The sequence below is a fragment of the Cupriavidus sp. 30B13 genome (assembly GCF_049059565.2).
Lineage (GTDB): Bacteria > Pseudomonadota > Gammaproteobacteria > Burkholderiales > Burkholderiaceae > Cupriavidus.
Genome location: NZ_CP188224.1, coordinates 1,863,598 through 1,887,543, shown reverse-complemented (window position 1 = coordinate 1,887,543; position 23,946 = coordinate 1,863,598). Strand labels below are relative to the sequence as shown.

General features: G+C 68.6%; 21 protein-coding genes. 9 read left to right on the top strand and 12 right to left on the bottom strand.

Annotation, left to right across the window (positions count from 1 at the left end; genetic code table 11):
- Window positions 1-61 precede the first annotated feature (61 nt).
- Complete coding sequence (locus tag ACKI2N_RS27435; RefSeq protein ID WP_420991990.1) at window positions 62-2,536, top strand: TonB-dependent siderophore receptor; 2,475 nt, start codon at window positions 62-64, stop codon at window positions 2,534-2,536.
- Window positions 2,537-2,711: 175 nt separating this feature from the next.
- Here the strand turns inward: ACKI2N_RS27435 and ACKI2N_RS27430 are convergent, their stop codons facing one another.
- The 6 genes from ACKI2N_RS27430 to ACKI2N_RS27405 form a co-directional block, all read right to left on the bottom strand.
- Window positions 2,712-3,029 carry a chaperone modulator CbpM gene (locus tag ACKI2N_RS27430; RefSeq protein WP_420991989.1) on the bottom strand — a complete coding sequence of 106 codons (318 nt, stop codon included), beginning with the start codon at window positions 3,027-3,029 and terminating at the stop codon, window positions 2,712-2,714.
- Between the two features lie 4 nt (window positions 3,030-3,033).
- A complete protein-coding gene (locus tag ACKI2N_RS27425; protein ID WP_420991988.1) occupies window positions 3,034-3,972 on the bottom strand; it encodes a DnaJ C-terminal domain-containing protein in 939 nt (312 codons plus the stop codon).
- Between the two features lie 153 nt (window positions 3,973-4,125).
- Window positions 4,126-5,667 carry a tripartite tricarboxylate transporter permease gene (locus ACKI2N_RS27420; RefSeq protein ID WP_420991987.1) on the bottom strand — a complete coding sequence of 514 codons (1,542 nt, stop codon included), beginning with the start codon at window positions 5,665-5,667 and terminating at the stop codon, window positions 4,126-4,128.
- A gap of 4 nt (window positions 5,668-5,671) precedes the next feature.
- Entirely contained in the window at window positions 5,672-6,157 is a 486-nt protein-coding gene (locus tag ACKI2N_RS27415) for a tripartite tricarboxylate transporter TctB family protein (RefSeq protein ID WP_420991986.1), read from the bottom strand.
- A gap of 347 nt (window positions 6,158-6,504) precedes the next feature.
- Window positions 6,505-7,647 (bottom strand): iron-containing alcohol dehydrogenase, encoded by a 1,143-nt coding sequence (locus ACKI2N_RS27410; RefSeq protein WP_420991985.1) that lies wholly within the window; start codon window positions 7,645-7,647, stop codon window positions 6,505-6,507.
- A gap of 189 nt (window positions 7,648-7,836) precedes the next feature.
- Window positions 7,837-8,637, bottom strand: coding sequence for an IclR family transcriptional regulator (locus ACKI2N_RS27405; protein WP_420991984.1), 801 nt, complete (start codon window positions 8,635-8,637; stop codon window positions 7,837-7,839).
- A gap of 318 nt (window positions 8,638-8,955) precedes the next feature.
- On the opposite strand from ACKI2N_RS27405, the gene ACKI2N_RS27400 reads away from it, so the two are divergent.
- Both ACKI2N_RS27400 and ACKI2N_RS27395 read left to right on the top strand, forming a co-directional pair.
- The gene (locus ACKI2N_RS27400; RefSeq protein ID WP_420991983.1) at window positions 8,956-9,369 is read left to right on the top strand and encodes a hypothetical protein; all 414 of its coding nucleotides are present in this window, start codon (window positions 8,956-8,958) and stop codon (window positions 9,367-9,369) included.
- A gap of 186 nt (window positions 9,370-9,555) precedes the next feature.
- Window positions 9,556-10,857, top strand: coding sequence for a UDP-N-acetylglucosamine 1-carboxyvinyltransferase (locus ACKI2N_RS27395; protein WP_420991982.1), 1,302 nt, complete (start codon window positions 9,556-9,558; stop codon window positions 10,855-10,857).
- 7 nt (window positions 10,858-10,864) lie between these two features.
- Here the strand turns inward: ACKI2N_RS27395 and ACKI2N_RS27390 are convergent, their stop codons facing one another.
- From ACKI2N_RS27390 to ACKI2N_RS27375, 4 genes are all read right to left on the bottom strand, one after another.
- Window positions 10,865-12,475, bottom strand: coding sequence for a histidine kinase N-terminal 7TM domain-containing protein (locus ACKI2N_RS27390; RefSeq protein ID WP_420991981.1), 1,611 nt, complete (start codon window positions 12,473-12,475; stop codon window positions 10,865-10,867).
- A gap of 210 nt (window positions 12,476-12,685) precedes the next feature.
- Entirely contained in the window at window positions 12,686-13,861 is a 1,176-nt protein-coding gene (locus ACKI2N_RS27385) for an acyl-CoA dehydrogenase family protein (protein ID WP_420991980.1), read from the bottom strand.
- 95 nt (window positions 13,862-13,956) lie between these two features.
- Window positions 13,957-15,291, bottom strand: a complete 1,335-nt coding sequence (locus ACKI2N_RS27380) for a type II toxin-antitoxin system HipA family toxin (RefSeq protein WP_420991979.1) — start codon at window positions 15,289-15,291, stop codon at window positions 13,957-13,959.
- A 2-nt stretch (window positions 15,292-15,293) separates the two neighbouring features.
- Entirely contained in the window at window positions 15,294-15,545 is a 252-nt protein-coding gene (locus tag ACKI2N_RS27375; protein WP_420991978.1) for a helix-turn-helix domain-containing protein, read from the bottom strand.
- 226 nt (window positions 15,546-15,771) lie between these two features.
- Between ACKI2N_RS27375 and ACKI2N_RS27370 the strand changes: the two genes are divergently transcribed.
- Window positions 15,772-17,367 carry an AMP-binding protein gene (locus tag ACKI2N_RS27370; protein ID WP_420991977.1) on the top strand — a complete coding sequence of 532 codons (1,596 nt, stop codon included), beginning with the start codon at window positions 15,772-15,774 and terminating at the stop codon, window positions 17,365-17,367.
- Window positions 17,368-17,429: 62 nt separating this feature from the next.
- Here the strand turns inward: ACKI2N_RS27370 and ACKI2N_RS27365 are convergent, their stop codons facing one another.
- Window positions 17,430-18,275 (bottom strand): helix-turn-helix domain-containing protein, encoded by an 846-nt coding sequence (locus tag ACKI2N_RS27365; protein ID WP_420991976.1) that lies wholly within the window; start codon window positions 18,273-18,275, stop codon window positions 17,430-17,432.
- Between the two features lie 287 nt (window positions 18,276-18,562).
- Between ACKI2N_RS27365 and ACKI2N_RS27360 the strand changes: the two genes are divergently transcribed.
- On the top strand, window positions 18,563-19,609 hold the full coding sequence (locus ACKI2N_RS27360) for a GGDEF domain-containing protein (RefSeq protein WP_420991975.1): 1,047 nt from the start codon (window positions 18,563-18,565) through the stop codon (window positions 19,607-19,609).
- A 102-nt stretch (window positions 19,610-19,711) separates the two neighbouring features.
- Window positions 19,712-20,143 (top strand): NINE protein, encoded by a 432-nt coding sequence (locus tag ACKI2N_RS27355; protein WP_420991974.1) that lies wholly within the window; start codon window positions 19,712-19,714, stop codon window positions 20,141-20,143.
- Between the two features lie 42 nt (window positions 20,144-20,185).
- Here the strand turns inward: ACKI2N_RS27355 and gcvA are convergent, their stop codons facing one another.
- Complete coding sequence (gene gcvA / locus ACKI2N_RS27350; protein WP_420991973.1) at window positions 20,186-21,121, bottom strand: transcriptional regulator GcvA; 936 nt, start codon at window positions 21,119-21,121, stop codon at window positions 20,186-20,188.
- Window positions 21,122-21,268: 147 nt separating this feature from the next.
- Here gcvA and ACKI2N_RS27345 point away from each other — a divergent pair, with 147 nt between their 5' ends.
- Genes ACKI2N_RS27345 through ACKI2N_RS27335 form a run of 3 tightly spaced genes read left to right on the top strand, consistent with a single transcriptional unit; the run spans window position 21,269 to window position 23,782 of the window.
- Window positions 21,269-22,111, top strand: a complete 843-nt coding sequence (locus ACKI2N_RS27345) for an EamA family transporter (RefSeq protein ID WP_420991972.1) — start codon at window positions 21,269-21,271, stop codon at window positions 22,109-22,111.
- Window positions 22,112-22,171: 60 nt separating this feature from the next.
- Window positions 22,172-22,756, top strand: a complete 585-nt coding sequence (locus ACKI2N_RS27340) for a TetR/AcrR family transcriptional regulator (protein ID WP_426990855.1) — start codon at window positions 22,172-22,174, stop codon at window positions 22,754-22,756.
- A gap of 57 nt (window positions 22,757-22,813) precedes the next feature.
- Window positions 22,814-23,782 carry a quinone oxidoreductase family protein gene (locus ACKI2N_RS27335; protein ID WP_420991970.1) on the top strand — a complete coding sequence of 323 codons (969 nt, stop codon included), beginning with the start codon at window positions 22,814-22,816 and terminating at the stop codon, window positions 23,780-23,782.
- Window positions 23,783-23,946 lie beyond the last annotated feature (164 nt).

The window sequence follows — 23,946 nt, the reverse complement described above, 5'->3', positions numbered from 1 at the left end:
GCGTTTCGTTCGGCACCTACCTGTAAAGGCCGGATGCACCGGCCAGATTCAGGAGGAATCGTTGAAGCCGATCGTTCGTAGTCTGCCCGCGCGCCGCGCCGGGCATCGCAGCCGCCCCGCCGGCGCCCGTCCGTTTTCCCACGTGCTCGCGCCGCTCTCGGCCGCCCTCGCCGCCTTGTTCGCGGCCGGCGCCATCGCGCAGAGCGTGGCCACGCCGGTCGACATCCCGGCCCAGCCGCTGGCGCAGTCGCTGGCCGCGCTCGCGCGCCAGTCCGACGTGCAGATCCTGTTTTCCACCACGGTGGCCGAAGGCCGGCGCGCGCCGGCCGTGCGCGGCACGCTGACCGTCGAGGACGCGCTGGGCCGCCTGCTGGCGGGCTCGGGCCTGCAACTGGTGTCCAACGGACCCCGCACCTATACCGTGGTCCAGGCCCCGTCCGAGCGCTCGGATGCCACCCTGCCCCCGGTGACGGTCAGCGCGCGGGCCGACGGCGGCGAGCAGGCCGCCGGCATGGTCGCGCACCGCACCGGCAGCGGCACCAAGACCGACACCCCGCTGATCGAGATTCCGCAGGCCATCAATGTGGTCACGCGGCAGGAGATGGACGAGCACGGCGTGCAGAGCGTGACGCAGGCGCTGCAGTACACGCCGGGGCTGGTCAGCCCGTACGGCAACACCGATCTGCGCTACGACTGGCTGACCGTGCGCGGCTTCGTGCCGCTGCGCTATCTGGACGGCCTGCGCCTGCCGTTCGGCGCGCGCGGCTATTCGCAGGCCAAGGTCGAGCCGTACGGGCTCGAGCGCATCGAGGTGCTCAAAGGCCCGGCCTCGGTCCTGTATGGCCAGAGCGCGCCGGGCGGCCTGCTCAATATGCAGAGCAAGATGCCGCAGGCCGAGGCCTCGCGCGAGCTCCAGCTCCAGACCGGCAGCTTTGGCCGCGCCCAGGGCGCCATCGATCTCACCGGCCCGCTCGACGGCGACGGCAAGGTCCTGTATCGCGTGGTCGGCCTGGCGCGCGACACCGGCACCCAGATCGACTATCTCAACGAGAAGCGCGTGTACGTCGCGCCCAGCCTGACCTGGCGCCCCACCGCGGACACCTCGCTCACGCTGCTCGCGCAATACCAGAAGCTGCGCTCCGATGGCGGCGGCGCGCCACAGGCGTTGCCGGCGGTGGGCACCCTGCTGCCCAATGTCAACGGCGCGATTCCCACCAACCGCTTTATCGCGGAGCCGAACTACGACCGCTTCGACAGCGAGCAGGCCATGTTCGGCTACGCGTTCTCGCATCGCGCCAGCGACACCTGGCAGTTCCGGCAGAACGTGCGCTATACCTACGTGAACACCGATACGCAGCGCGTGCAGGCCATCAGCCTGGGCGCCGACCAGCGCACGCTGTCGCGCTACGGATGGGCCTTCCCCGAGCACAGCGGCATCTTCGCCATCGACAACCAGGCCGAAGCGAAGTTCGCCACCGGCGCGCTGCGGCACACGGTGCTGATGGGCGTGGACTACCAGCGCGAGGACGCGCGCTACGACGAATCCCAGCTCGTCATGGTGCCGCCCATCGATGTCTTCAACCCCGTCTACGGGGCCTCGGTCTCGCGCCCGCCGCTGGCCACGCGCGTCACGCAGTCGCGCCAGCAGGTCGGCGGCTATCTGCAGGACAGCATCGCCTGGAACCGCTTCACGTTCCTGCTCGGCGGCCGCTACGACTGGGCCGGCAGCGACACCGACACGCTCACCGCCAGCACCGGCCGCACCGTTTCGCTCAATCAGAGCGACACCGCCTTCACCGGCCGCGCCGGCATGGTCTATCAGTTCGACAACGGCATCGCGCCGTACGTGAGCTATTCGACCTCGTTCCAGCCCCAGGCCGGCACCGGCCGCACCGGCGCCCCGTTCGATCCCACGCGCGGCCGCCAGACCGAAGTCGGCGTGAAGTTCCAGCCGAACGGGACCAACGCCTTCATCACGCTGTCGGCGTTCGAGCTGCGCCAGTCCAATGTGCTCACGCCGGATCCGCTGAACATCAGCTACAGCGTGCAGAGCGGCGAGGCCCGCGTGCGCGGCATCGAGCTCGAAGGCAAGGCCTCGCCGATGCGCGGGCTGGACGTGACGGCGTCGTATGCCTACACGGACAGCAAGGTCACCAAGGCCAATCCCAACGCGGCCGGCGTCACCACGGTCGGCAACATGCTGGCCTTCGTGCCCGAGCACCAGGCATCGTTGTGGGTGCACTACACCTTCTTCGGCGGGACTTTCCAGGGCCTGGGCCTGGGCTCGGGCGTGCGCTATATCGGCCGCTCGTATGGCGATGCCGCCAACCTCTATGGCATCCCCGCGGTGACGCTGTTCGATGCCTCGCTCAGCTATGACCTCGGCAAGGCGTTCGCCGGTCTCAACGGGGTGAGCCTGTCGGTCAACGCGACCAATCTGTTCAACAAGCGTTATGTGTCGACCTGCATCTCGGCCACGGGATGCTATTACGGCGCGAGCAGGACGGTGCTGGGAACGGTGAGCTACAAGTTCTGAAGCGAAGGCGCTCGGGCCGGCGGACCCCATCCGCCGCCATGGCGCGGGGCGCCGCGCACGTGCCGCCGCGCCGGGTCCGGGCAGCCATCAGGCGGATCTTCCCGCGCGCGAACGCGCTGCTCCGGACAAGCGCCGGAAAGCGGCGAACATGCCTCACTGCTTACGACTTACTGCGTCATCGATCGCCCATCTGCCTCAGCTTCGCTCTGAGCGTCTCGATCTGCTCCAGCAGGTCGAGCACGACCGCGGTGCCGCTCACATTCAGCTCCAGGTCGCGCATCAGCCGCAGCGCGGTGCGCGTGCGTCTGAGCGCCGTGCCGTCGAAGCGCCAGTGCGGCGGATCCTCGCCGTGCGCCGGGATCACGCCCTCCTCCACCAGCGCGGCTACCTGGGCCGTGTCGGCCCGGCACGCCACGCTCAGCTCGACCAGCGTGAACTGGACCTCCTGCTCCACCAGAACGCCCTGCAGGCCGGGCATGCCGTTATCGCTCATCGCATCAAGCCTCCAGTGAACGGCGCGGTGCAAAGCCGTCGAAGGTCTTCGCCATCTCCCGGTAGGCTTGCTTCGCCTTCTCGGTATCCGCCGGCGGCAAGGCGATCGACAGCACCGCATACAGGTCGCCGGGCTGGCTGCCGGGGATGCCCTTGCCTCTGAGCCGCAGCTTGCGGCCCGACGACGATCCGGCCGGCAGGCTCATCTGGACATTGCCGTCCGGCGTGGGGATGACGACGTCCGCGCCCAGCGCGGCTTCCCACGGGGCGACCGGCACGTCGACATAGACATCGGCACCGTCCACGCGGAACAGCGGGTCCGGCGCGAACCCGACTTCGATGTACAGGTCGCCCGCCGGCGCGTCGCCGACGGCGGGTCCGCCCTGGCCGGCGAGCCGCAGGTGCTGGCCGCTGCGGATGCCTTTGGGAATGCTCACGTCCAGTTGCCGCTCGTGCATCCGCACGTGCCCGTCGGCATCCACCTGCGGCACGCGCAGCGCAATGGTGCGGCGGCCACCCCGGTAGGCGTCGCGCAGGTCGATCTGCACCTTGGCGTGGTGGTCGCTGCCGGCCATGCGCGCGCCGCGTCCGCCGCCCTGGCGGGCGCCGAACAGCGTTTCGAAGAAATCGCTGTGGTCCGTCTCGTGCTCGGCGTAGCCGTCGCCGCCGCTGAACTCGAAGCCGCTGTCCCAGCCCGGCGGCGGCGTGAAGTCCCGTCCGCCGCTCTTGTAGCGGGCCTCGACGTCGTCGTAGGCAGCTCTTTTCTCGCTGTCCTTCAACGCCTCGTAGGCCTCGGCCACGTCCTTGAAACGGGCCTCGGCATCGGCTTCCTTGTTCAGGTCGGGGTGATACTTGCGCGCCAGCTTGCGATAGGCGCGCTTGATGTCATCCTGCGTGGCCGTACGCTCCACCCCTAGCGTCGCGTAGTAATCCTTGAACTCCATGCGGACTCCCGGCAAAGGGACTGCGAGATGTGGCCGGCACTTGTGGCCGGCGTCCGCTCAAGTATAGACAAGGGTTGCCGCGGGGCGTGTGATTCTCTCGTGGCTGGCAAGGGCCGCAAAGGCCGGCAAAGGCCGGAAGCGGCCCGCGAGGCGCTACTTGATGAGGGCAGGCTCGTTGCCGGGGACCTCGATGGGCTTGCCGGTTTTCTTGCGGCCGCGCAAGGCGGAATACGTGACGCCGAGCAGCAGCAGCGCGGAGGCGACGACGAAGGTGCAGCTGATCGGCCGCTGCACGAACACCATCATGTCGCCGCGCGACAGCAGCAAGGCGCGGCGGAAGTTCTCCTCCACCATCGGCCCCAGCACGAAGCCGAGCAGAATCGGCGCCACCGAGAACCCGAGCCACATGAACAAGGCGCCGATCAGGCCGAAGGCCATCACTTCCCAGATCTGGAACAGGCTGTTCTGCGTGCTGAAGACCCCCACCACGATAAAGAACATCGCCGAGGGGAACAGGTAGCGGTACGGGACCTGCAGCAGCTTCACCCACACCCCGATCAGCGGCACGTTCAGCACGATCAGCAGCACGTTGCCGATCCAGAAGCTGGCGATCAGGCCCCAGAAGATGTCCGGGTGCTCGCCGATCAGCTGCGGGCCGGGAGAGATGCCCTGGATCATCAGCGCGCCGAGGATCAGCGCCATCACCGCGTCGCCCGGAATGCCCAGGCTCATGGTGGGGATGAAGTCCACCTGCGTCTTGGAGTGCGACGAAGCCTCCGGCGCCGCCACGCCCGCGATCATGCCGGTGCCGAATTTCTCCGGCGTCTTGGAGATCTTGCGCTCGAGCGCATAGGCGATGAAGGTGGTGATGGTGGGGCCCGTGCCCGGCATGGCGCCGAACACCGTGCCCACGCCGGTGCCGCGCACCATCGGCCAGAACGCCGTCTTCAGCTCGGCCATGGTGGGCCGCATGTCGCGGATGCGCAGCGTGCCCTTGTTGCTCACCACCGCCATGCGGTTGACGTTGAGCAGGAAGTCCGCCACGCCGAACAGGCCCATGGCGATCGCCACCAGCTCCAGGCCGTCGCTCAACTCCGGAATGCCCAGCGCGAAACGGAACGTGCCGGTGTTGACGTCGGTGCCGACCACGCCGCAAAGCAGGCCGAACAGCGTCATCGCCACGCCCTTGAGCGGCGAGCCGCGCGACATGGTCGAGCCCGCCAGCAGCCCCAGCAGCATGATCGAGAAGATCTCGGTCGGGCCGAACTTGAACGAGATTTCCGTGAGCAGCGGCGAGGCGAAGATCATCACGATGATGCCCACCGACGCGGCGAAGAACGAGCAGATCATGGTGATGCCCAGCGCCGTGCCGCCCTTGCCTGCCCGCGTCATCGGGTAGCCGTCGAGGCAGGTCACCGCGTGCGGCGGGTGCGAAGGCAGGTTGAGCAGGATCGCGCCGATGGCGCCGCCGTACTGCGAGCCGTAGAAAATGCCGGCCAGCATCAGCACCGCGGGCACCGGATGCATCGCGTAGGTCAGCGGCAGCAGGATCGAAATGGCGGACAGCGCGCCCATGCCCGGCAGCACGCCGATCAGGTTGCCGACCAGCACGCCGAAGAAGGACCACATCAGGTTGGTGCCCTGGAAGGCAACGCCGAAGCCGAACCAGAGGTCATGCAGAGCATTCGAGACCATGGTGTCAGCCTCCCCACGTAAACAGCGGCAACTGCAGCTGCAGCGCCCACCAGAACACCACCGCGGCGATGACGCACATCGCCAGCGCCAGCAGGACGGCCTGCTTGATCGTGTTGCTGCGGTCGCCCAGCGCCGAGATGAACACGATCGCAAACGTGGCGGGAATCAGGCCGCCGTATTTGCCCAGCAGCAGGAATGCCAGCACGCCGAGGATGATGCAGACGCATCCGCGCACGTCCGGCAGCCCGTGGCTGTGGTCATGCCCGGGCACCGGCGTCGCCGCCGCGGCCTTCTCGTTGCGCGCCGACAGCGCGATCAGCACGCCGACCAGCGCCAGCAGCGTTCCCACCGCGACGGGAAAAAAGCCCGGCCCCATGTGGGCCAGCGTGCCGGTGCGGTATTGCAGGCCGGCGGTGACCGAGGCTAGCCCGATCAGCGTCATCAGTGCGCCGCCGTAGTAATCCTTCTTGAAGTGCGATGGTGTGCTCATTGGCAGGCTCCCGGGGGATTTTGCAGGGGGAGCCCGGCTGGCCGGCCGGCCGCGGGACGGTGTGAGTCGGTGTCTTGGTACATAGGTGGATCCTTGTCTCCTATTTCTCCGCCCGCGCGCCGCCTCGGATTCACCGAGCGCGCTGGAGCGTGTGGAGACTTTATGAACGCAGCCTTCCAAACCGCTTACCGTCGCCTTGCATTCGGCTTTCGTCCGAATGAAATTCCTGGGGAAAATGAATGTTTCTTCTTTGTACAAATCCCGATACAAAATAGATCACCGCGTGATGCATATGCGAGCGGAACTTTTCGGCGGCGGGCCCGCACAACGGCGGGCCGCCGCCATGCTCAGGCGACCTGCTCCAGCAGCGCGATGATTTCCTCGGGCCCCTTGAACTTGCGCGGGTTGCTGTGCGTCCAGCGGTCCAGCAGCGCGTTCCTGGCCACCAGTTCGAAATCCTTGCGCTCCACGCCGACCTTGTGCAGGCGGTCGGGCATCTCCAGCGCGTCGATCAGTTCGGCCACGAGGTCGGCCGTCTCGCGGCTGGCGTCGCCCAGCGCCGCGCTCAGCAGCTTCTGTTTTTCCTCGGTCACCGGCTTGTTGAAGCGCAGCACGCCCGGCAAGGTCACGCAGGTGCAATGGCCATGCGGCACGTGGAAGGTGCCGGCGAGCACGTGGCCAATGCCGTGGCTGGCGCCCATGGGCACCAGCGACCACATGCCCATCTGCGACAGCCACATGCCGGCCTGCGCGTCGGCGCGCGCTTCCATGTCGCCGGGATCGCGCCTGGTACGCTTGAGCGCATCGGGCAGCGTGCGCAGCGCCTGCAGCGCGGTGCCGTCGACGAACGGGCTGCCGTACGGCGAACAGAACGATTCCACCGCGTGGTCGACCGCGCGCATGCCGGTGGACAGCCACAGCCCGAGCGGCGTGTGCCGCGTCAGCGCCGGGTCGAACACCACCGTGCGCGGGATCATCAGCGGGTTGCGGATGCTCTGCTTGAGCTTCTTGGCCGGATCGTTGGAGCCGCCGCTCTGGTGGAATTCCCCGCCCGACAAGGTCGTCGGCACGGCGATCTGCCGCACCTTGGGTCCGCGGAACACCGGCGCCTCCACCATCCCGGTGAGCGGGTCCGTCTTGAGGCGGAACGGTTCGAACTGGTCCAGCTCGGTGATGTTGTGCTCGAGGCACAGTTGCACGTTCTTGCCCGCGTCGGTGATCGAGCCGCCGCCCACCGTCACGATCAGGTCCGCGTCCGCCGCGCGCGCCACCGCCGCCGCGCGCAGCACCGCATCGCGCGGGATATGCGCGGGGATGTCGTCATAGATGGCGGCGAACTTCGGGCCCAGCGCGTCGCGCAGCTTGCCGATCTCGTCGGTCTTGTGGTTGAGCGTGTTGCTGACCAGCAGAAAGACCCGGCGCGCGCCGAGCCGCTCCACCTCTTCCAGGACCACCTCGACAAATGGCCGGCCGAAAAATACGCGTTCCATCGGCGGAATGCTGAATGAACCTTGTCTCATCGTGATCCTTTCGTTGTGTTGGCCGGACTGTCCGGCGGTGGCATGGCGCGGCGCGAACGCCGCCCCGGCCGGGCGCCAGCGCCCGGCCGCGGTAAACAAGAGAGCAAGAAAGGGAATGCCCGGGCGGCACGCCGGCTCAGCCGGCCTTTCAGGCGGCCCTCAGGCGGCCAGCACCGCCGCCTCGACGTTGCGGACCACGTTGAGCAGGCGCGGGCCCCACTTCTCGACGAGGTCGCCCGGCGTCAGCTGGTAGGACGGCCCGCAGCAATTGAAGCCCAGCACCGCGGTGCCGTCGGCCGCGCGGTAAGGCACGCCCACGGCATTGACGTCGGTCTGCCATTCGCCCACGGACAGGCAGAAGCCCAGTTCCCGGAACGACGCCAGGCCGGCTTCGAGCGAGTCGCGGATCTGGCCGAACTCCGACGGCGCGCGCTGCGACAGTTCGGCCAGCAGCCCTTCCCGCTCGTCCTCGTTCAGGCCGCAGTAGTAGGCCCGGCCCATCGCCGAGGTCGCCAGCGGCACGCGCGAACCGATGTTGAGGCGGAAGTTCTGGTTGGCCGCGCTGGCCGCGTTCTCCACGTAGAGCATGGTGTGGCGGTCGCGCATGCCGATGCCCACCGAGGCGGAGCAGCTATCGGCCAGCTCGCGCATCAGCGGCCGCGCCAGTTGCCGCACGCGCATCGCGCCCAGCACCGAAAAGCCCAGCGAGACCACCCGCGCGCCCAGGTAGAACTTGGCCTGCGCCTGCGCGTATTCGAGATAGCCGTTGGCCAGCAGCGTGTAGGCCAGCCGGGAGACGGTGGCTTTCGGCAGTCCGGTGCGCTCCACCAGTTCCTGGATACCGAGGAAGCGTTCATGGGAGCGGAAGCAGTCCAGCAGCATCAGGCCGCGCGCAAGCGCGGAGACCTGGTCCTTGTCGGTGTCTTCGGGGTCTGGAAGGGTAGCGGTCCTGGCGTTCACGCTTGGCCATATAAATGGAACATGACGGCCATTATATTCAATGAAGTCTGCAATACAAGTGTCTAATGCTGCATAAAAGTAAAAACAAAATAAGGTTTGACTTATATCGGCTGCAAACACAAAATAAATCGGAACTTTTGTTCCATTTATTTTTTTCGAGGCCAGCTGGCTTCGACTGGCCGGGCTGGGCCCGTTCCGCACGCCCGCCGCCCGCGCGCAAGCGCGGGCCGCCCTGCCGGCCGAGGGCGAGAAATGGCGCGCCGTCATCAAGCAAGCCGGCATCACCGCAGACTGAAACCCAAACCTGATATCCCACCCATGTCCACCGAACCGACCAGCAGCACCCCCGGGCGCGAAGCCATCCAGCGCGCCTGCAACGCCGTCCTCGACGCCTTCATGCAGGCGCTCAACGACCACGACGCCGCGGCCATGGACCGCTGCATGCACTTCCCGCACACCCGGCTCGCCAACGGCGCCACCACGCTCTACCAGGCGCCAGGCAGCAACCCGATGGACCTGTTCAAGCGGCTCGAAGAGGCCGACGGCTGGTCATACAGCCGCTGGGAATCGCGCGAGGTCGTGCAGTTCAATGCCCACAAGGCGCACGTGCTGCTGAGCTACACGCGCTTTCGCAAGGACGACAGCGTGATCGGCGTCTACGATTCCATGTACGTCATGACCCTCGAGGCCGATGGCTGGGGCATCCAGGCGCGCTCCAGCTTCGGTCCCTGAGCGCCGCGCGGGGCCCCGAAGGCGCGGCCAAGGTGCGGCGGCGGGCATGTGCATGGCGGATGCGGGCAAAAAGAGGGAAAAGCGGGCGGAACGGGCCGCGCCGGCCCAAGTACAATGCGGGACGCATTCGCGGCCAGTCCGCAGTTTCCGCCTTCGCCAGCCCAGCCAGTCCCCTATTCCTGATCCATGTCCAATCTCATCGTGCACGGTGGTACGCCTTTGCGTGGCCGCATCATTCCCTCCGCCAACAAGAACGCCGTGCTGCCCGTGCTGTGCGCCACGCTGCTCACGGCCGAGCCGCTGCGCCTGCACGGCGTGCCGGACATCACCGACGTGCGCAAGATCCTCGACATCTTCCGCACGCTGGGCAGCGACGTGCGCATGGACCACGCCACCGGCACGCTGGAACTGCACCACCGCGACACCCGCTTCGACGCCGGCAGCCACCGGCTGCCCGAGGAAATGCGCTCCTCCATCATGCTGGTGCCGCCGCTGCTGGCGCGCTTCGGCGTGGCGCGGCTCGAGGACAACGTCAAGGGCTGCACGCTGGGCGTGCGCGAGATCGATCCGCACGTGGACGTGTTCCGCCGCTTCGGCGGCCAGGTCGAGCGCGCCGACGGCTCGCTGCTGGTGCGCAGCGCCGGCCGCCTGACGCCCAACGATCACTGGCTGGACTACGCCTCGGTCACCACCACCGAGAACTTCGTGCTGTGCGCGGCCGCGGCGGACGGCGTCTCCACGCTGACCAACGCGGCCTCCGAGCCGCACGTGCAGGAATTCTGCCGCTTCATGGAAATGCTCGGCGTGCGCGTCGAAGGCATCGGCACCTCGCGCGTGACGGTGCACGGCGGCCACGCGCTGCGCGGCGGCGAATTCCACTTCGACGAGGATTTCCACGAGATCACCACCTTCCTGGCGCTGGGCGCCATCACCGGCGGCGACGTGGTGGTGCGCAACAGCGCGCCCGGCAATTTCCCGCTGATCGACCGCACCTTCGCCAAGTTCGGCGTGCACATCACGCACGAGGACGGCTGGTCGCGCGCCACCTGCGCCGGCCCGCTGGAAGTGCAGACGCCGTTTACCAGCAACGTGCTGACCAAGGTGGAAGCCGCGCCGTGGCCGTATTTCCCGGTCGACCTGCTGCCCATCTTCATCGCCCTGGGCGTGCGCGCCAAGGGCAACGCCATGTTCTGGAACAAGGTCTACGACGGCGCGCTGGGCTGGACCGGCGAGCTGTCCAAGTTCGGCGCCCATGTGTTCTCGTCCGACCCGCACCGGCTGATCACCTTCGGCGGCAACCCGCTCACGCCGGCCGTGGTGGAAAGCCCCTACATCATCCGCGTGGCGATCGCCCTGTTCATGGTCGCGGCCAGCATCGACGGCCGCTCCGAGATTCGCAACGCCACCCCGATCCGCCGCGCCCATCCGCGCTTCGTGGAAAACCTGCGCAGCCTGGGCGTGCAGGTGGAATGGACCAGCGAGGAATAAGGCGGCCTCAGGTATAGGCGGCCAGCGTGGCCTCGTCGCGCATGACGAAGCGGTCGCGCCCGCCGCGCTTGGCTTCGTACATGGCGGCGTCGGCCTTCTCCAGCAGCGACTCCAGCCGCGGCGACGACGGGATCTCGCAGACCGCGCCCACGCTGACGGTCACGCAAGGCTGCTCGGGCCAGCCGCCGTGCGGCAGGCGCAGCGCCCGCACCGCCTCGAGCAGGCGCAGGCCGGCGGTGCGCGTCTCGGGCAGCGTGATGGACGGCAGCACCACCACGAACTCCTCCCCGCCCACGCGCGCGCAGAAGCCGCCCGGGCCATCGCGCAGCGCGCCGCTGATGGCGCCCGCCACGCGGCGCAGGCACTCGTCGCCGTGCACGTGGCCGTGCAGGTCGTTGTACTGCTTGAAGTAATCGACGTCGATGAGCAGGAAACCGACCGGCACGCCGCGCTCGAACGCGCTGGCCGCCACGGCCGCCGCCTCGCGCTCGAAGAAGCGCCGGTTGTAGGCGCCGGTGAGCGCATCGCGGTACAGGTCCGCCTCGATGCGGGAGAGCTTTTCCTCGGTCTCGCCCAGCCGCTCGGCCAGGCTGGAGTTCTCCACCGTCAGCGCCTGTTCGCGCGAGCGGAAGCGCGTCACGTCGCGCAGGAACACGATGATCCCCACCGCCTGCCCGTTCAGGTTGCGCACGGACTCCACTGTCAGCTCGTAGTCAACCCGCGTCGCGGAAATCAGGTATGACCCGCCGCCGTGCGCGCCCGAGCGGCTCGCGGCAATGGCCTGCTGCCATGCCGGCGGCACCGGCTGGCCGCGCCCCATGTCGGCCAGCAGGCGCCGCGCCGCCGGGTTGGAATCCACGATGACGTCGTTGGCGCTGACGATCACGCAGCCTTCGTGCAGCGTGTCGAACACCCGCAGACGGGCATAGTGCCCTACGTCCTCCAGGTGGCTGCGCAGCGCGCAGAACCACACCAGCACCGTCATCACCGAAAACGTGGCCGGCGTCAGGTCGCCGCCCAGCGGCCCGGTATGCCGCGTCAGGTAGGCCACGTTGGCCAGCAGCGGCAACAGCAGCCCGCCCGCCAGCACGGCGCGGCCGCCGCGCGTCAGGCTGCCCGGCACGGGCGCCGTGGCCAGGAAATAGACACTCAGGAACAGCAGCAGGTAGGTATATGCCGCCAGCCCGGCGTAGGCCGGGCCATGCGAGAAAACCGGCGGCAGCCCGCCCGGCACCAGCGCGACCGACGACCAGACCAGCCGGTGCTGCTCATTGGTGAAGACCAGCCCCAGCGTCACCACGCTGATCACGGCGTGCATCGACAGCAGCCAGCGCGGGATGACGACCTTCGGCCGGCTCAGCAGCAGCATGGCGCAGAACCAGCCGATCGGCACCGCCATGATGCCGAAGTACTGCAGCTTGGCCCACAGCACCCGCGTTTCCAGGTCGGTGGCGCTCAGCTCCATCAGGCGTCCGCCGCTCCACAGCGCCGTGCCGAACGCCAGCACCAGGAACGCCTTGACGGTGGGGTCGTCCCGCCTGGTCCAGGCCATCAGGGCCATCGTCAGGCTGCCGACTACCGCGAAGGTCAGACAGAGAACTAAGGGGTACGAAGGCATTCGGCCGGTTCCTGGGTATCCGCCCGGCTGCGGCGGTAGATGCCGCCGATTATATAAGGGGCGTGCCGCTATATTCCGCCCGGCTTGCGCAAGCGCTCGGACATTTCCTTGAGCGGCATGGCCACCGTCTTCTATCAAATACGTTACCGGGCCGCCCCTTGTGATGTCCCCATAAAAGCCACAAACGCATACGTTATCGTCGCGCTTGCCTTAGAACCCCAGCTGCCGCGCCGCCAGATCCTTCATGATCTCCTCCGATCCGCCGCCGATCATCATCACCTTGACCTCGCGGTAGACGCGCTCGCTCAGGGTGCCGCGCATGAAGCCCATCCCGCCCAGGATCTGCACGGCCTGGTCGGCGCAGAACTGCATGGCCTGGGTGGCCTGGATCTTGGCCATGCAGGTGCGCGCGACCAGTTGCGCCGGGTCGCCGGCCTCGTGCTGGACGCGGTAGGCCAGGTCGTAGACGAGGTTGCGCGCGGCTTCGATGCGCAGGGCCATGTCCACCAGCTTGTGGCGGATCACCTGCCGCGCCGCCAGCGGCTGGCCGAAGGTGTGGCGCTGGCGGGCCCAGTCCAGCGCTTCCTGCAGGCAGGCTTCGCCGTAGGCGTAGGCGCTGGCGCTCATGCCGAGCCGCTCCGAGTTGAAGTTGCGTATGATGAGCGGGAAGCCGCGGTTTTCCTCGCCGATCAGATTGGCGGCGGGAATGCGGCAATTGTCGAAGCGCAGGTGGGCGGTGTCGGAGGCCAGCCACCCCATCTTGCGCAGTTCGGTGCGCGTGAGCCCGGGCGGATTGCCCTCCACCAGCAGCAGGGAGATGCCGCCCGCGCCTTTGTTGGCGGGGTCGGTGCGCACGGCGGTGGTGATGAAGTCGGCGCGCATGCCGGAGGTGATGAAGGTCTTTTCGCCGTCGACGACGTAGTGGTCGCCGTCGCGCACGGCGGTGGTGCGCAGGCTGGCCACGTCGGAGCCGCCGCCAGGCTCGGTGATGGCCAGCGCGGCGATCTTCTCGCCGGCGATCACGGGCGGCAGCACGCGCTGCCGCAGCGCCTGGCTGCCGGCCGCGACGATGGGCGGCACGCCGATGGTGTGCGAGTTGAGCGAGGCGTTGACGCCGCCCGAGCCGCTGCGGGCGAATTCCTCGGCCTGCACGAGGTGATAGAAGATGTCGCCCGGCGTGCCGCCGAACGCCTCGGGGTAGCCCAGGCCCAGCAAGCCGATCCCGGCGGCGCGGCGGTACAGCGCGCGCGGGAAGGTGCCAGCCTCGTCCCACTCGCTGGCGAACGGCGTGATCTCGCGCGCGACGAACTCGCGCAGCGTGCTGCGGAACTGTTCGTGCTCGGCGGTGAAGTAGTGCGGCAGCGGCGGCAGGGTCAGGAGGCGCATGCGGAATCCGGTCTGTGGCGGGTGGCTGGGGATGCCCCGAAACATAGGCCGCGCCGCCGCGCTTCGTCTTGCGCTAAGTGGTTGGCACCCGCGAGCTACGCCGGCGGCATGCCTTCCAGCAGCCGCGCCGACGCTGCCAGCCCGCCCAGGATGCTGTCCGCCACCTTCTGCGGAAAGCCTGCCGGCAGCGCCGCGTTGACCTGTCCGATCACGGCCGGGGTTTGCGCCACCAGCCGGCCGATGATGGCCTCCGCGTCCGGCCCGTGGAAGCATTTCGCCGCCATCGCGTTGAAATGCCGGCGCTGCACCTCCTTGAACAGGTAGTGGCGGTTCTTGCCGGCCACCGCCATGGCCAGCTTGGCCTTGTGCCAGGACCACTGGCCGGCGCCGTTGCCCTCCACCGGCCAGATCGACATCACGTCGTACAGCGGCGTCATGCGGAAGCGCCCGCCCGGCAGCAGCCGGATGCTGAAGTTCTTGGCGTGCCCGTCCGGCGCGGCCAGCATCCAGAACAGGACCTGCGCGGCAAGGAAGGTTTCCAGGTCATCGTCCGCGTCGACGGACTGGCGCAGGATCTGCGCGATGTCGCGCATGCCGGGGCCGCCGTCCGCCTCGTACTTGAGGTGCGGCGGCACGCCCAGCACCTGGCAGAAATCCTCCTGCGGCAGGCGCAGGATCCAGTTGCCCGACGAATGCATCTGGCGGTCGAAGCGCTGCACGGCCAGCACCTTCTGCCCGTCGAAGACATGGATTTCACTGCGCGCGGCCGGCAGCCCGTAGGCGGCCAGGATGGCCAGGCACAGCCATTCGTTTTCCACGGAGGTGCCGAGGTCGGCGCGCTTGTTGCCCACCAGCCCGAGCGGCAGCTTGAGGATATGCGTGGTGGGCGTGGCGCCGTGCGGCTTGAGCCAGCGCCCGCCATGCCACAGCAGCGCGGTCTTTTCCTGGGCGCCGGCCAGGGAAATGCGGAAATCGTCGTCGCGCGCGCCGGGCCCGGCCGAGCCCACGGTCTGCCGCAGCAGTGCCGCGATATCGCCGTCCGACAGCGGCGTGCCTTCGATGCGGTCATGGCCGGCCGGCTGCGCGTGCTCCGCGAGCAACTGCACGGCGCCCACGCAGTCGCGGCCGATGGCTTCGAGCAGGTCGAAGGCGTCGGTGCCGGCGGTCTGGAAGCGCGTGGCCAGCCGCTTGCGGATGGCGTCGCTGTCCGGCAGCAGGTTGTCGAAATAATTGCGCACCCGCTCGCCCCGCAGCGGCGAGGCGTCCACGCCGAACGGCAGCGACAGGGACAGCGGCCGCCCGGCCGGCGAGGCTAGCCACGCCGGGTCGTACAGCAGCTCCATCTCGCCGCGCGCGGGAATGCGCCACGTTCCCACGCGCTCGCCGTTGGCCCACAGCGACAACGCCCGCGCGTGCGATCTGCGGCCCATCGCTACCACTCCACCGCGGGCGCTGCGACGTCCGCCGCGCCCCGGTCCTGCACCACCAGTACCAGCCCCAGCACGCTCACCAGCGCCAGCAACTGGCTGGCGCTGATGGTGCCCGGGTTCAGTTCCATATGGGAGATGCGGCTCTGGCTGACGGACAGGCGCGCGGCAAGGTCGGACTGCGACAGCCCGGCGGCCCGCCGCGCGGATTGCAGTACCTGGCCGAGCTGTGTGGCGGTGGAAAGCTGTTGTTTCATGGTCTTACCTGCGACATGGGTAATGCCACTTTACAAATAATGTGGGTATTTTGCAAATACCAATGAGATAGGTATTTGTCATTTACCGATGTCATTGGTAGTACAGCGAAAACCCGGACGTCTCGTCAGCCACTTTCCGCAAGCCTCGCGCCGGCGTGTTGGCTAGGCTTTCCCGCTCAAGCGCGCATTTCCCCTCCCCATGCCTTCCCCACACGGAGATTCCCACATGGTCCCCACCCAGCCGCCCGCCACCATCGGCGCCGCCCTGCAGCAAGCCAGCGAGCGCTGGGACAAGCGCACCGCCTACCTGTGCGGCGACCACGCCTACAGCTTCGCCGAGGTCGAAGCCGCCTCGGCGCGGCTGGCCTGCGGACTGCTCGGGCTGGGGCTGCGGCACGGCGACCGCATCGGGCTGATCGGCCTGAACCAGATCGAATGGCTGCAATTGTTCTTCGCCGCCACCCGCATCGGCGTGGCGGTGGTGGGCCTGAGCGTGCGCTATCGCGACAACGAGATCGAGCACATGGTCAACGACAGCGGCGCCAGGGCCATCTTCACGGTGCCGCAGGCGGAAGGCTTCGACTTCCTCGGCATGCTGGCGCGCCTGCTGCCGCGCATGCCCGGGCTGCGCCACGTCATTCCCATCGATGCCATGCCGGAGCCGCTGCCCGGCGTGCCCGGCCTGGCGCAACTGCTGGACACGCCGCCGGACCGCGCCGCGCTGCAGGCCGCCGAGGCGCGCGTGGCGCCGGACGACCTCGCCATGGTGATCTACACCTCCGGCACCACCGGCCGCCCCAAGGGCGCCGGGCTGTCGCACCGCAGCCTGCTGGCCTCGGCCTGGGCGCAGGCACGCCACACGCGCGCCAACGAGCATGACCACGTGCAGCTCGCCCTGCCCTTCAACCACGTGGGCGGCATCACCTGCGGCGTGCTGAGCTACCTGCTCGGCGGCGGCACCTGCGAGCTGGTGCCGGTGTTCAAGGCCGACACGGTGCTGGCCATGATGCGCAGGCACCCGCCGACCATCTTCTCCGGCGTGCCGACCATGGCCACGCTGCTGCTGATGCACCCGGACGCCGCCGGCATGGACTTTTCCTCGGTGCGGCTGGTGATCGTGGGCGGCGCCACCGTGGATGCGGCCTTGCTGGAAAAGCTCCAGGCGCGCATGCCGCAGGCCGCCGTGATGAACCTGTACGGCCTGTCCGAAGCCTCGGGCGCCATCGTGATGACGCCGTGGGAGGCCGCGCACGAAGACCTGATGTCGTCCATCGGCCGCGTCTTCGATACCGCCGAGGTGCGCGTGGTCACGCCGGCCGGCGACATCGCCGCGCCCGGGGAAATCGGCGAGCTGTGCTTCCGTGGCGCCGGCGTGTGCGCCGGCTACATCGGCGGCGCCGGCAACGCGGACGCCTTCGGCGCCGACGGCTGGCTGCGCTCGGGCGACCTGGGCTGCGTGGACGCGCGCGGCTACATCGAGCTCAAGGGCCGCAAGAAGGACATGTATATCCAGGGCGGCTTCAACGTCTACCCGGCCGAGATCGAAGGCGTGATCGCGCGCCACCCGGACGTGATGCTGGTGGCCGGCATCGGCGTGCCGGACCCGGTGCTGGGCGAGATCGGGCGCTACTACATCGTGCCCAGGCCGGGCAGCGAGGTCACGGAGCAGGAGATCCGCGCCTACTGCGCGAGCCGCCTGGCCGACTACAAGGTGCCGCGCCAGGTGGTGGTGCGCGCCAGCCTGCCGATGACGCCGGCCGGCAAGATCCACAAGGCCGCCCTGCGCGAGGAAAGCGCGGCCGACGCCCGCGCCGCGCGCTAGCGGGCCCGGGCCGGCCAGCCGCTTGGCCGCCTAGCCGCCTAGCCGATTAGCCGCTTAGCCGCTTAGCCGGCCGGCACCCGCCGCTCGCCGATCAGCGCCAGCTTGCGCGAGCCGGCGAAGATGTCGCTCGGCTTGAGCCCGTAGACCTGCCGGATCGAATGGCTGAAATGGGTGGAATCGGGGTAGCCGGTATCCAGCGCCACGTGCGCCAGGTTGGAATCCTGCGTGACGTAGTGCAGCAGGCTGCGCGCGCGCTTCCAGGTGCGGAAACTGCGGAACGGCGCGCCCACCTCTTCCTTGAACAGGTGCAGGAAGCGCGAGAACGACAAATGCGCCGACGCCGCGCAGGACTGCGCCGTGGCCGTGGCCGACGGCGCGCCGCGGATGCGCTCCACCACCGCCTCGATGCGCGGGTCCAGCCGGCGCCGCGCCAGCGCCTGCCCGAAGAAGATCTGGTCGAAGCTGCCAGCCTCCAGGTCGAGCGCCCTGCCGTGCCGGCCCAGCCAGGCATGGGCCTGCCGCACGTGGCGCGCGAAGGCGGCATCCTCCACCGGCCCGGCCCGCCCGCGGATCACGGCGGGCAGCCGCTCCAGGTCGATGCTCTCGGCTTCCAGCCCGAGGTCGCAGATCATGCGGTCGTCGCAGGCCACCGAATGCGGCATGTAGGCCGGCACCACCGCGAGCTCGGTGCTGTCCCAGTGCGCGCCGTCCAGGCTGATGCGGATCGGCGCGCGCAGCGCCACGTAGATCAGCAGCCCGCCCATGGTGCGCACCGACGGCGAACCGAGCAGGCCGGCGTAGAACAGCCGCTCCGGCGTGACCCACATCACCCGGCCGCCGCCGTCCGCGGCGCCGGGCGCCGCGGACGTGGCTGGCGGGCACGCAATGCTGCTTGCCTGCATCTGCATGTCCTTTGTCTCCTGCCGGCGCCGTCCGCGCGCCCGTGGCGCTTCGCCGGGCCGGCTTGTGCGTGGTGGCGCCGCATGGAGCCGGGCGCCGGGAGTAGCCTGGCCGGCGCCGCCGCCTGCGTGCAGCGGCAGGCGGCTACGGGCGGCTGTCGCCCACCAGCGCCGGCGCCTCATCGTAGTGCCCCTGGCAGCGTTGGCGCAACCGGAGTTTCCCCCGTCCTGCCGGCGAGGGGCGCCACCCTCCGTTGATACAATGAGCGCCCTCCAGCCCCGATCCCACAGCCAGCATGTCCAGCCCCGACCAGCCCGAAAGCCCCCTGCAGGCCACCTTCCTGCCGCACAAGGAAACCCTCGCCCCGCCCGGCCATGCGTTCGGCGACGACGACAGCGCGGTGTACCGGACGCTGCTGGAGTCCACCAAGGCGATTCCCTGGAAGATCGACTGGGCGACCATGGAGTTCGCCTACATCGGCCCGCAGATCGAGGCGCTGCTGGGCTGGGCGCCGTCGACCTGGAAGACCGTCAACGACTGGGCCGAGCGCATGCATCCGGACGACCGCGCCGCGGTGGTGGAGTTCTGCGTCGCGCAGTCGCGGGCGGGCACCGACCATGAGGCGGACTACCGCGCGCTCACGCGCGACGGCGGCTATGTCTGGCTGCGCGACGTCGTGCACGTGGTGCGCAACGCGCGGGGCGAGGTGGATTCGCTGGTCGGTTTCATGTTCGACATCAGCGAGCGCAAGCGCACCGAGGAAAAGCTCGCGCAATTGCAGAAGGAGCTCGAGCACCTGTCGTTCCGGGACAGCCTGACCGGCGCCGGCAACCGCCGCATGTTCGACAACGTGATGGCGCGCGAGTGGGCGGCGGCGAAGGAAACTGGCAAGCCGCTGTCGCTGCTCATGATCGACATCGATTTCTTCAAGTCATACAACGATTACTACGGCCACCTGCAGGGCGACGGCTGCCTGAAGCGGGTCGCCCGCATCCTGGACGAAGTGGCGGGCCCGGACAATTTCCTCTGCCGCTTCGGCGGCGAGGAATTCATGCTGGTGCTGGCCAACACCGATGCGGAAGCCGCCATGAAGGCCGCCGAACGTTGCCGCGCGCTGATCGCGCAGGAAGCCATCGCGCATGTGCGCTCGCCGTACAACCAGTGCCTGACGGCGAGCTTCGGGGTCGGCACCATCGTGCCGACCGAACGGATGGACCAGACCGCGTTCATCAACCTGATCGACGCGCAGCTCTATCACGCCAAGGACAACGGCCGCAACCGCATCGCCGCCGTCGACCGCGCCGGGATGCAGGGCGAATCGTTCAAGCTCCAGTCGCGCTGAGCGTGCCGGCGGGACATGGGCCGCGCGCGCGGCGCCCGCCGGGTAGCTTCCGCGCCACAAGCTATGGCATCATCGCCCCAGACCACTCGCGCGAGGCCAACGATGTATGTACCGCATGTACCGAGCAATCCCCCGGGCAACCTCCCGGGAGACACGCACAGCAAGGTCATCGGCTACCTGCTGTGGATCTTCGGCTTTACCGGCTCCCACCGCTTCTACTACGGCAAGCCCGTCACCGGCACGATCTGGTTCTTCACGCTCGGCCTGCTCGGCATCGGCTGGCTGATCGACGTGTTCCTGATCCCCGGCATGGACCGCCGGGCGGACTACCGCTTCACCGCCGGCCGGACCGACTACAACGTGGCGTGGCTGCTGCTGACCTTCCTCGGCATCTTCGGCGTGCACCGGATGTATATCGGCAAATGGATCACCGGCCTGATCTACCTGCTGACCGGCGGCCTGTTCCTGGTCGGCGTGCTGTATGACTTCTGGACGCTGAACGAGCAGGTCTCGGAGCGCAACCGGACGCCCTGAAGGTCGCCCCCTCTCCGGCCGCGGCAGCGCCGCTCGAACCGCTCAGCCAGCGCCCGGCGAGCCCGCATCGCGCGGGCCCGGTCCGTCTTGCGGACGCATCCCTTCGCGCTCCAGCCAGGAGCGGAACAGCAACACGAGGTCGTCCCCGGATTTCCCCTCCGGAACGTAGGTGCAATAGCTGCGTGAAGGCAGCCGAGGCTCCGCGAACGGCGCGACGAGCCGGCCGGCGGCGAGGTCGTCCGATACCAGCGCGGTCGGTCCCATCGCGATGCCGATCCCGTCGATGGCCGCTTGCAGCGTCAGATAGAAGTGGTCGAACGTCAGCACCGCCGCCGGCCGCAGCGCGGGAATTTCTGCCTTTGCCAGCCAGTCCGGCCACAGCCGCGGCAGGCTCGACGTGTGGAGCAAGGTGTGTTTCTGCATGTCCTCCGGCAGGCGCAGCGGCAGGCGCCGCAAAAGCGCGGGACTGCAGACCGGGAGTCTCTCCTCCGACAGGAACGGCCGCATCGCGTAGCCATAGAACGTATCCGGGCCGCCCCGGATGACGATGTCGTGGCTGTCGGTCAGGCTCTCCACCGGCTCGTTCGACGTCTCCACCCTGACCTCCACATCGGGATGCGCGGCGCGGAACTTCGCCAGCCTCGGCACCAGCCAGCGCAAGGTGAACGTCGCCGGCGCACTGACCGACAGTGTCCGCGAAGCCGCCTCCGGCATGCCATAGCTGGCGGTTGCCCGCGCGAGCTGCTCGAACAGCGGACCGATTTCCGCCAGATAAGCCTTGGCCGCCGGGGTTAGCACCACGCGCCGGTTGTGGCGTTCGAACAATGCGGCGCCGAGCCATTCCTCCAGCAAGCGCACCTGCTGGCTCACGGCGCCGTGCGTCACGTGCAGTTCGGCGGCGGCTTCCTTGAAGCTGCCGAGCCGGCCCGCGGCCTCGAAGGCGCGCAAGGCATTGAGCGGGGGCAATATCCGTTTCATTCAAAGGAGTTTATCTAACGCGAGCGCCCAATTTATCTGGTTTGCTGGGCCACCACAAGATAGATATCCTTCCTATTGTGCTGCCGGTCCTGCTTGCGGCAGTCGGCAGTCTCCCTCGCCCGCAACCCTCTACGCACCGGAACCCGAATGCTCAGCGATACCGGCGGCATCGTCCTCCTTGCGGCCCTGCTCCACGCGAGCTGGAACGCGCTGCTGCACGGCAACCGCGACCGGTTCCTGTCCATGACGTGGATGAGCATCGCCATCGCGGCGGTCTCCACGCTCGTGGTCCTGTTCACGCCGTGGCCCGGGGCCGCGGCGTGGCCGTACATCGTCGCATCGGGTCTCGTGCACATCGTCTACAACGTGAGCCTCGTGCGCTCGTACCGCCGCGGCGATCTGGCGCAGGCGTATCCGATCGCGCGCGGCTCGTCGCCGCTGCTGGTCGCGCTCGGCGCGGCGCTCTTCGCGCATGAGGCGATCGGCCCCGTGCACGCGCTCGGCATCGTGCTGGTCTCGGGCGGCATCATCGCGCTCGCGCTGCAGGGGCGCCACGCCTCCCGCGCTGGCGTGCCGGCCGCGCTCACGACCGGCGCGACGATCGCGCTCTATACCGTGATCGACGGCATCGGCGTGCGGCGGTCCGGCGGTCAGGCGCTGGCCTACACGGCCTGGATGTTCCTGTTCTACTGGCTGATGCCGGTGTTGTTCGTCGCCAGGCGCGGCGGCACGGCGCTGTGGGCGCCGGTACGGGCGGCGCCGCTGGCGGTGGGCTCGTCGCTGGCCGGCGGGCTGGTATCGATCGCGGCGTATGGCATCGTGATCTGGGCGCTGCAATCGGGCGCGATGGGCGCGGTATCGGCGCTGCGCGAGACCAGCGTGGTGTTCGCCGTACTGATCGGGCGGGTGTTCCTGCGCGAAGCGGTCAGCGCAAAGCGCTGGCTCGCCTGCGTGATCGTGGCGGCCGGCGCGGTTTGCCTGGGTGCCTGACCCGGCAAGATCGCGGCGTCGCGCAGGGCATTTCCCTCATTATTGACTGATCGTTCCAGATTGCTGTATCGTCCCGCCATGGCGAGACCAAAGGCATTCATCGAGGAAGAGGCGCTGGACGCAGCGATCGCGGTATTCCGCGAGCACGGGTTCGAGGGAACGTCGACCGAGATGCTCGTGCGCGCGCTGAAGATCGGCCGGCAGAGCCTTTACGACACTTTCGGCGACAAGTGGCAGATCTACCTCGCCGCCGTGCGCCGCTATGCCGATGCGGAAACGCGCTCGCATGTGCTTGCCCTGCGCAGCGGGCCGGGCGCCATCGACGGCATCCGGGCGATGATCGGCCGCGTGGTCGACGATGCGGGCCACAGCTGCCTCGGCGTCAACTCGGTCTGCGAGTTCGGGCGCAGCCGCCCGGACCTGGCGGCGATCCACGATGCCGCGGCGCGCGTGCTCGGCGCCGCCGTGGCCCGGCGCATTGGCGAAGCACAGGCCGAAGGCGATGTCGCGGCCGAAGTCGATCCGGAAGATGCGACGCGGTTCTTGTTCGCGAGCTTCGCCGGCATCCGGATTGCCGCACGCGGCGGCGCCGCGCCGGCCGAACTGGATGCCCTCGGAAAACTGGCGCTGCGGGCCTTGCAATGAAGCGCGCCGTTTTTTTTCTCTATTTTGGAATGATCGTTCAAATATTGAGGTGACGAGATGAAAGCGATAGTCATGTCCCGCGCAGGCGGACCCGAAGTGCTGACACTGGCCGACCGTCCCGATCCTGTCCCCGGCCCGGGGCAGGCGCTGGTCGAGATCGCCGCGGCAGGCGTGAATTTCATGGACACGGGCGTGCGGCGGGGCCAGTTCTGGACCGAGATGCCGCTGCCCCGCCCCGTGGGCGTGGAAGGCGCGGGGCGCGTGCTGGCGGTCGGCGACAGCGTGACCGGGGTCCGGCCCGGGCAGCGCGTCGCCTGGGTGTACGCGCCCGGCAGCTATGCCGAGCGCATCGCCGTGCCGGCCGACTCGCTCGTGCCCGTGCCGGACGGGATCGACGACCGCACCGCCGCGGCGGTGATGATGCAGGGCCTTACCGCCAGCCACTTCGCCACCCAGTTCTATCGCGTGCAGCCGGGCGACATAGCGCTGGTGCATGCGGCGGCGGGCGGCGTCGGGCTGTTGCTGACCCAGATCATCAAGTTGAGGGGTGGCCACGTGATCGGCCGCGTGTCCGGCGCGGCCAAGGTCGCTGCCGCGAAGGCCGCGGGCGCGGACCATGTGATCGTGGACACCGAAGGACAATTCGCGGAAGAGGCGGTCCGCCTGTCCGGCGGCGAAGGCGTCCACGTGGTCTATGACGGCTCGGGCCCGGCCACCTTCCAGGGCTCGCTCGATTCGTTGCGCCGCTGCGGCACCTTCTGCTGGTACGGGCCGATTCTGGGCGCGCCCGCATCGCTGGACCTCATGAAACTGCCGAAAAGCATCAAGATCGGCTACGCCGTCTTTTCCGACCACGTGCACACGCCGGCGCTGCTGCGGGCGCGTTCCGCCCAGCTGTTCGACTGGATCGCGGACGGCGCGCTGAAGATCGGCATCGGCGGCGCCTATCCGCTGGCGGAGGCCGCGCGGGCACACGCGGACATGGAAAGCCGCGCCACCACCGGCAAGCTGTTGCTGATCCCGTAACGTCGCGGGTGGCCGCGGGTGGCCGCTGTCTCCCGCCTCGCGCGCGTGCGCCCCGGAACCGGGAAAACCTGTAACCGGCGCAAAAAACGCCGCGAGTGTGTGCGACATTGGGAAGTCCGGCCACGGCACTCATTCCGTCTCCGAGGTGCGGGTGCCCGGATTTT

Coding starts and splice junctions, on each gene's coding strand:
- ACKI2N_RS27370 (WP_420991977.1), top strand. CDS start 15,772: ATGGTCCCCACCCAGCCGCCCGCCACCATCGGCGCCGCCCTGCAGCAA.
- ACKI2N_RS27355 (WP_420991974.1), top strand. CDS start 19,712: ATGTATGTACCGCATGTACCGAGCAATCCCCCGGGCAACCTCCCGGGA.
- ACKI2N_RS27390 (WP_420991981.1), bottom strand. CDS start 12,475: ATGCCTTCGTACCCCTTAGTTCTCTGTCTGACCTTCGCGGTAGTCGGC.
- ACKI2N_RS27375 (WP_420991978.1), bottom strand. CDS start 15,545: ATGAAACAACAGCTTTCCACCGCCACACAGCTCGGCCAGGTACTGCAA.
- ACKI2N_RS27345 (WP_420991972.1), top strand. CDS start 21,269: ATGCTCAGCGATACCGGCGGCATCGTCCTCCTTGCGGCCCTGCTCCAC.
- ACKI2N_RS27400 (WP_420991983.1), top strand. CDS start 8,956: ATGTCCACCGAACCGACCAGCAGCACCCCCGGGCGCGAAGCCATCCAG.
- ACKI2N_RS27410 (WP_420991985.1), bottom strand. CDS start 7,647: ATGGAACGCGTATTTTTCGGCCGGCCATTTGTCGAGGTGGTCCTGGAA.
- ACKI2N_RS27395 (WP_420991982.1), top strand. CDS start 9,556: ATGTCCAATCTCATCGTGCACGGTGGTACGCCTTTGCGTGGCCGCATC.
- ACKI2N_RS27360 (WP_420991975.1), top strand. CDS start 18,563: ATGTCCAGCCCCGACCAGCCCGAAAGCCCCCTGCAGGCCACCTTCCTG.
- ACKI2N_RS27430 (WP_420991989.1), bottom strand. CDS start 3,029: ATGAGCGATAACGGCATGCCCGGCCTGCAGGGCGTTCTGGTGGAGCAG.
- ACKI2N_RS27425 (WP_420991988.1), bottom strand. CDS start 3,972: ATGGAGTTCAAGGATTACTACGCGACGCTAGGGGTGGAGCGTACGGCC.
- ACKI2N_RS27415 (WP_420991986.1), bottom strand. CDS start 6,157: ATGAGCACACCATCGCACTTCAAGAAGGATTACTACGGCGGCGCACTG.
- ACKI2N_RS27380 (WP_420991979.1), bottom strand. CDS start 15,291: ATGGGCCGCAGATCGCACGCGCGGGCGTTGTCGCTGTGGGCCAACGGC.
- ACKI2N_RS27385 (WP_420991980.1), bottom strand. CDS start 13,861: ATGCGCCTCCTGACCCTGCCGCCGCTGCCGCACTACTTCACCGCCGAG.
- ACKI2N_RS27335 (WP_420991970.1), top strand. CDS start 22,814: ATGAAAGCGATAGTCATGTCCCGCGCAGGCGGACCCGAAGTGCTGACA.
- ACKI2N_RS27365 (WP_420991976.1), bottom strand. CDS start 18,275: ATGCAGATGCAGGCAAGCAGCATTGCGTGCCCGCCAGCCACGTCCGCG.
- ACKI2N_RS27420 (WP_420991987.1), bottom strand. CDS start 5,667: ATGGTCTCGAATGCTCTGCATGACCTCTGGTTCGGCTTCGGCGTTGCC.
- gcvA (WP_420991973.1), bottom strand. CDS start 21,121: ATGAAACGGATATTGCCCCCGCTCAATGCCTTGCGCGCCTTCGAGGCC.